The 5,856-nt window shown below is 76.8% G+C and carries 6 protein-coding genes and 1 tRNA gene; 4 read left to right on the forward strand and 3 right to left on the reverse strand.

Going from position 1 to position 5,856, the window contains the following annotated elements; genetic code table 11:
• Positions 1-103: 103 nt before the first annotated feature.
• Positions 104-176: transfer RNA gene (locus tag E9565_RS21400), tRNA-Thr, on the reverse strand.
• A 284-nt stretch (positions 177-460) separates the two neighbouring features.
• Here E9565_RS21400 and E9565_RS21405 point away from each other — a divergent pair.
• Positions 461-913 carry an SRPBCC family protein gene (locus tag E9565_RS21405; RefSeq protein WP_236824908.1) on the forward strand — a complete coding sequence of 151 codons (453 nt, stop codon included), beginning with the start codon at positions 461-463 and terminating at the stop codon, positions 911-913.
• A 53-nt stretch (positions 914-966) separates the two neighbouring features.
• On the opposite strand, the gene E9565_RS21410 is transcribed toward E9565_RS21405, so the two are convergent.
• Positions 967-1,629, reverse strand: coding sequence for a hypothetical protein (locus E9565_RS21410; RefSeq protein WP_236824909.1), 663 nt, complete (start codon positions 1,627-1,629; stop codon positions 967-969).
• Between the two features lie 147 nt (positions 1,630-1,776).
• On the opposite strand from E9565_RS21410, the gene E9565_RS21415 reads away from it, so the two are divergent.
• From E9565_RS21415 to E9565_RS21425, 3 genes are all read left to right on the forward strand, one after another.
• Entirely contained in the window at positions 1,777-2,550 is a 774-nt protein-coding gene (locus E9565_RS21415) for an ABC transporter permease (RefSeq protein ID WP_236824910.1), read from the forward strand.
• Between the two features lie 108 nt (positions 2,551-2,658).
• The gene (locus tag E9565_RS21420) at positions 2,659-3,912 is read left to right on the forward strand and encodes a S1C family serine protease (protein WP_236824911.1); all 1,254 of its coding nucleotides are present in this window, start codon (positions 2,659-2,661) and stop codon (positions 3,910-3,912) included.
• Between the two features lie 42 nt (positions 3,913-3,954).
• Positions 3,955-5,235 (forward strand): DUF445 domain-containing protein, encoded by a 1,281-nt coding sequence (locus E9565_RS21425; protein WP_236824912.1) that lies wholly within the window; start codon positions 3,955-3,957, stop codon positions 5,233-5,235.
• 7 nt (positions 5,236-5,242) lie between these two features.
• On the opposite strand, the gene E9565_RS21430 is transcribed toward E9565_RS21425, so the two are convergent.
• The gene (locus E9565_RS21430; RefSeq protein ID WP_236824913.1) at positions 5,243-5,671 is read right to left on the reverse strand and encodes a CBS domain-containing protein; all 429 of its coding nucleotides are present in this window, start codon (positions 5,669-5,671) and stop codon (positions 5,243-5,245) included.
• Between the last annotated feature and the right edge of the window lie 185 nt (positions 5,672-5,856).

A 5,856-nucleotide genomic window follows, 5' to 3' on the forward strand; every position in this document is an offset into this window, starting at 1 on the left:
CACCGATCTGCAGCTCGACCCGACCCGGGACTACCAACGCCAAGCCCCAACGTGAACGATGTCGCGGGACACCTGTGAACGGTGTCCCGCGACATCGCAACTGAGCCGACGAGGGGACTCGAACCCCTAACCGCCCGATTACAAGTCGGGTGCGCTACCAGTTGCGCCACGCCGGCGGGACGTGGGGACAGGTCCCGGGACAAGGATAGGGACACGGCCGGGGCGGAACCGCGCGGCGCCGTCCGACCCGCTGATCGTCCAGGGGCTGCCGTCGTACCTGCCTCGTGGCCGCGGGGGGAGCTGCCCGCGCTCCGGCTCCGGCTCCGGCTCCGGCTCCGGCCAGCCTCTCCCGGGACGGGTCCGCGCTGCCTCCCGGCTCGCGCCCCCTCGATCCCGTCGTCCCCCGGTGGCAGGCTGGCCGTGCCGCAGGACGGCGGCGCGGGAGTCGAGGGAGGCAGCCGTGCAGGACGTGGTGGTCCGCCGGCACGTGGCCGCGCCGGTGCAGCAGGTCTGGCAGGTGGCGACCGACCTGACGGGTTCGCCGCAGGTGCTCCGCGGGGTCGACGCCGTGGAGGTGCTCACCCCGGGCCCCTTCGACGTCGGGACGCGGTGGCGGGAGACCCGCACGATGATGGGCCGGTCGGCGACCGAGGAGATGACCGTGACCGCGGTGGAGCCGCAGCGCTCCTACCGGGTCGAGGCGGCGGGCCGGGGCGCCCACTACGTCTCGACCCTCGCGTTCGCCCCGTCCGCCGACGGGGGCACGGACGTGACGATGACCTTCGGCGGCCGGCCCACGAGCACCGTGGCGCGGGTGCTCGGCGCGGTCACCGCGCCGCTGGGACGCCGGGCCGTGGCCAAGGCGCTGCAGCAGGACCTCGACGACATCGCGGCGGCCGCCGAGCGGGCCTGACCCGGCTCACCCCCGGGCCCGGCCGTCCTCCCGGTGGTCGGGCAACCCGAGGGTCAGGCCGCCTCGGTCTCCGTGCTGGGGTCGGCGCGCGGCGGGGTGCCGCGGACGAAGCCGGTCGGGTCGACGCTGCCCAGCGGCCCGGCGGCCAGCCAGCGGGCGAAGCCGTCCGGGTCGCGGCGCTCCAGCTCGTCGAGCACCTGCGCCCGGCGGGCCACCAGCCGCTGCCGCACCGCCGGGGTCAGCGGCCGCTGCAGCTCCGCACCGGTGCGCCGCCACTCCTCCCCGAGGGTCGCCGTCGACGCCCCGCCCACGGGCCCGGCCACCGCGCCCAGCGGGGGCACCGCGCGCAATGCGGCCTCGCGCCGGTCGCGCGCCCACCGGAGAGCCGCCCAGCCGGCCGCACCGAGCCCGAGCAGCAGCAGCGCCACGCCCCCGCCGGCGAGCACCGCCGTCCCGCTCACCACCAGCAGCGCCCCGATCGTGACGGCCGCCGCCTGGCCGGCCGACTCGAGCACCGACCGGCGGCCCGGCCGCGGCGCCTCGCGCGCCACCCCGGCCGCCACGCACCCCGCGAGCGCGCCGGAGACGCAGACCGCCACCAGGCCCGGGCCCCGGAGCGCGATGCCGCCGACGACCGCCAGCACGGCCGCGCAGGCCAGGCCGACGCCGATGAGGAACCGGACGAGAGGACCACGGACGGGCACGGACAGCTCCACGGGGCCGACGGGACGGGCAGCGGGCCACGGTGCGGAGCCCGGCCCGGGACCGCCCACTACCCGCCCCGGGCCGCCGCTGCACACGGAGTTCCGCGGACGGCACCCCGCCCCGCCGAGCGCCCCGGTGACCAGGCAGGATCGGGCGCCGTGGGCTCCTCGGTGGTCGACGTCGACCTCCGCCTGGGTGCGGTGCTCGTCGCGCTGACCGCGCTGGCCGCGGTGAGCGGGCGGGTGTCCGGGCTGGGCGAGGACCGGCCGGTGCTCGTCGCGGCGGCGCGCGCCACGGCGCAGCTCACCGTCGTCTCGGCCCTGCTCCTGGTCGTCGTCCGGTCGCTCTGGCTCTCCGCCGCCTTCGTCCTCCTCATGGTGTCGGTGGCCACCGCCACCGCGGCCGGGCGCGCCACCGGCCGGCCGCTGCGCTCACCCGGGGCCGTCGCCCGGCTGGCGGCCATCGCCGTCCCGGTGGTCGGCGGCGCCGCCCCCGTGGTCGCCCTCGTGCTGGCCAGCGGCACCGTGCCGCTCCGCGGCGAGGCGGTCATCCCCATCGCCGGCATCCTGATCGGCGGCGCCATGACCGCCACCTCCCTCGCGGGCCGGCGCCTGCGCGAGGAGCTCGCGCAGCGGCGCGGCGAGGTGGAGGCCGCGCTCGCGGTCGGGCTGCTCCCCCGCGACGCGGTGCTGCTGGTCGGCCGCCCGGTCGCCGGGACCGCGCTCGTGCCGCCGCTCGACCAGACCCGCACGGTCGGGCTGGTCACCCTGCCCGGCGCCTTCGTGGGCGTGCTGCTCGGCGGCGGCAGCCCGCTCGAAGCGGGGGCGGCGCAGCTGCTGGTCCTGGTCGGGCTGCTGGCCGCCGAGGTGCTGGCCGTGTGGGCGGTCACCGAGCTCGTCGCCCGCGGCCGGGTGCTGCCCGTCCCGCGCTGACCACGGCGTCCAGGAAGCTCACAGCACCCCTCCAGCGTTGCGCCAGTGGAAGGGCCGACAGTGGGTTCCGACGCAGCAGCCGCACGGCTGCGAGGAGAGGAACGACGCGTGACCGAGCACCAGCACCAGCACCACGGCGCGGGGCAGCAGTTCGCCTGGCAGCCGCCGGCGGCGCCGCAGCCGACCACCCCCCAGCCCCTGCTGACGCCGGGCTACCCCGGTTACGGCGGGCTGCCGGCGCCGGCCGAGCAGCGCACCCCGCGCCGCGGGAGCCGGCTGCGCATCGGGCTGGCCGGCCTGGTCGCCGGGGCGGTGATCGGCGGTGGGGCCGGAGCCGGCGTCGTAGCCCTGGTCGACGAGCCGGCCGCCGGTACCGGGTCGCCGGCCTCCGCGCAGAGCGTGACCATCGAGAACCCCGACCGGGCGACCACCGCCACGGCCGCCGCGGCCAAGGCCGCACCGAGCGTCGTCACCGTGTACGTGAGCAGCGGCTCCGGCGCGGGCAGCGGCTCCGGGGTCGTCCTGACCGCCGACGGCTACGTGCTCACCAACAACCACGTCATCGCCGAGGGGGCGAGCGGGGCCGGCGCCGTCCAGGTGCGCACCGCCGACGGCACCCTCTACGACGCCGAGATCGTGGGCACCGACCCCGCCTCCGACCTCGCCGTCCTCCGCCTCGACGGCGCGGAGGACCTGGTCGCGGCCACGTTCGCCGACTCCGACGAGGTGCAGATCGGTGACGTCGCCGTCGCCATCGGCGCCCCGCTGGGCCTGTCCAACACCGTGACCGACGGGATCATCAGCGCCACGGGCCGCGCCGTCGCCACCGGCTCCACGCAGGACGACGCCACCGTCCTCGACGCCATCCAGACCGACGCGGCCATCAACCCCGGCAACTCCGGTGGTGCGCTGGTCGACGGCGCCGGCGAGGTGATCGGCATCAACACCGCGATCGCCACCGTCGCCTCGGGCCTGCCCGGCGGGCAGGGGCAGAGCGGCAACATCGGCGTCGGCTTCGCGATCCCCGCCAACACCGCGCAGCGCGTCGCCCAGCAGATCATCGAGACCGGTGACGCCACCCGCGCCTACCTCGGGGTCCGCGCCAGCACCGCCGCCGACGACCAGAACCGCGAGGTCGGCACCGGCGCCGAGGTGGCGCTGGTGGAGCCGGGCAGCGCGGCCGAGGAGGGCGGGCTGCGGGTCGGCGACGTCGTGACCGCCGTCGGCGAGCGCCCGGTCACGACCTCCACGGAGCTGACCGCCGCGATCCGCAGCGAGGCGCCGGGCGACACGGTCGAGCTGACCGTGCGCCGCGGCGGCGACACCCGCACCGTCGAGGTCGTCCTGGGCGAGACCGACTAGGACCCCGGCGACCGCCCGGCCCGGCTCCCTAGGCTGGGCCGGGTGGCCGCCCCCCGATTGACCGCCCCGCTGGCCGGCTCGCTCGACGACCCGGCCCGGGCCCGGGACCTGACCCGGATGAAGCGGCTGGCGACCGGGCTGTTCCTGCTCGCCGCGGTCGTCTTCCTCGGCTGCGTGCTGCTGGGCGAGGAGGCCGGCGCGTGGGTCGGCTACGTCCGGGCGACGGCGGAGGCCTCCATGGTCGGGGCGCTGGCGGACTGGTTCGCCGTCACCGCGCTCTTCCGGCACCCGCTGCGGCTGCCCATCCCGCACACCGCGATCATCCCGCGCAAGAAGGACCAGATCGGCGAGAGCCTCGGCACCTTCGTGCAGGAGAACTTCCTGACCCGCGCCGTCGTCGCGGAGAAGCTCGCCACCATCGACGTCCCCGGCCGGCTCGGCGCCTTCCTGGCCGCCCCCGGGCGGGCCGAGCGCCTCGGTGGCGACGCCGCCACCGCGCTGACCGGCCTCACCCAGCTGGTCAAGGACGACGACCTGCAGCCCGCCGTCGCCGCGCTCGTCGCGCGCAAGCTGCACGACACCCCCGCCGCCCCCGCGCTGGCCCGGGTGCTCGAGCTCGTGGTCGACGGCGACCGCCACCAGGAGGTGCTGTCCGCGGCCATGCGCCTCATGGCCCGGTTCCTCGACGAGAACCGGCTGGTGTTCCGGGCGCAGCTCGGCGACGCCTCCCCCGCCTGGGTGCCCGACTGGGTCGACGACCGGGTCTTCGACCGGGCCTTCGCGGGGGTGCACCGCTTCCTCGCCGAGGTCGCCGCCGACCCCCGCCACGAGCTGCGCCGCGCCTACGACGCCCGGCTGCGCGCCTACGTGCACGCCCTGCGGACCGACCCGGCCACCGCCGCGCGGGTGGAGGAGTTCAAGCACGAGGTGCTGGCCCACCCCGCCGTGCGCGACTGGTCCGGCTCGCTCTGGACGACGGCGAAGGACGCGGTGCTGACCGCCGCGGCCGACCCGGCGTCCCCCCTGCGCGCCCGCGTGACCGCGCTCATCCTCGACGGGGCGCGGCTGCTGCGCACCGACCCCACCGTGCGGGAGCTGGTGCAGCGGCACAGCGGCCAGGTGGCGGGCTACGTCGCCGAGCGCTTCTCCGGCGACCTCGCCGACCTGGTCAGCAGCACCGTCGCCCGGTGGGACACCGAGGAGACCAGCCGGCGGATCGAGCTGCAGGTGGGCCGTGACCTGCAGTGGATCCGGGTGAACGGCACCGTCGTCGGCGGCCTCGCGGGCCTGGTCATCTACACCGTCGCCCAGCTCCTGGGCTGAGCGGGCGTCAGGTCTGGATGTAGGCGACCAGCTGCTGGCGCTCCGCCTCCAGCTCGTCCAGCCGCGCCTTGACGACGTCGCCGATCGAGACGATGCCGACCAGGACGCCCTCGGCGACGACGGGCACGTGCCGCACCCGGTGGTCGGTCATCGTCCGCGCGAGGCCGTCCACGGTGGCGTCCGGGGGGCAGACGTGCACCTCGGTCGTCATCACACTGGACACCGGCTGGCCGAGCAGGTCGCTCCCCCGCTCGTGCAGCCCCCGCGCGACGTCCCGCTCGGAGACGATCCCCTCCACCCGGCGGCCGTCGGGCGACACGACGAGGGCTCCGACCTCCCTCTCCGCCAGCAGCTGGAGGGCCGACCGGATGCTCGCGGACGCCTCGACGGTGGCCACGTCGGAGCCCTTGCGCCGGAGCAGTTGGCTGATGCGCACGCTCTCCTCCTCGGGACGGTGCCGGGAGTGTGCTCCGGCGCCCCCGCCCGCGCAACGGTCCTGCGCCCGGCCCGGCGACCGCTAGCTGTACTGATCGGGCAGGTTGGTGCACTGCCTCCGCTGAAGGCGGATCTTGATGTGAGGAGGGACCTCCGGGTTGGTTGTGGGAGCCGCCAAGCACCCAC

Source organism: Blastococcus sp. KM273129 (assembly GCF_021698995.1).
Classification (GTDB): domain Bacteria; phylum Actinomycetota; class Actinomycetes; order Mycobacteriales; family Geodermatophilaceae; genus Blastococcus.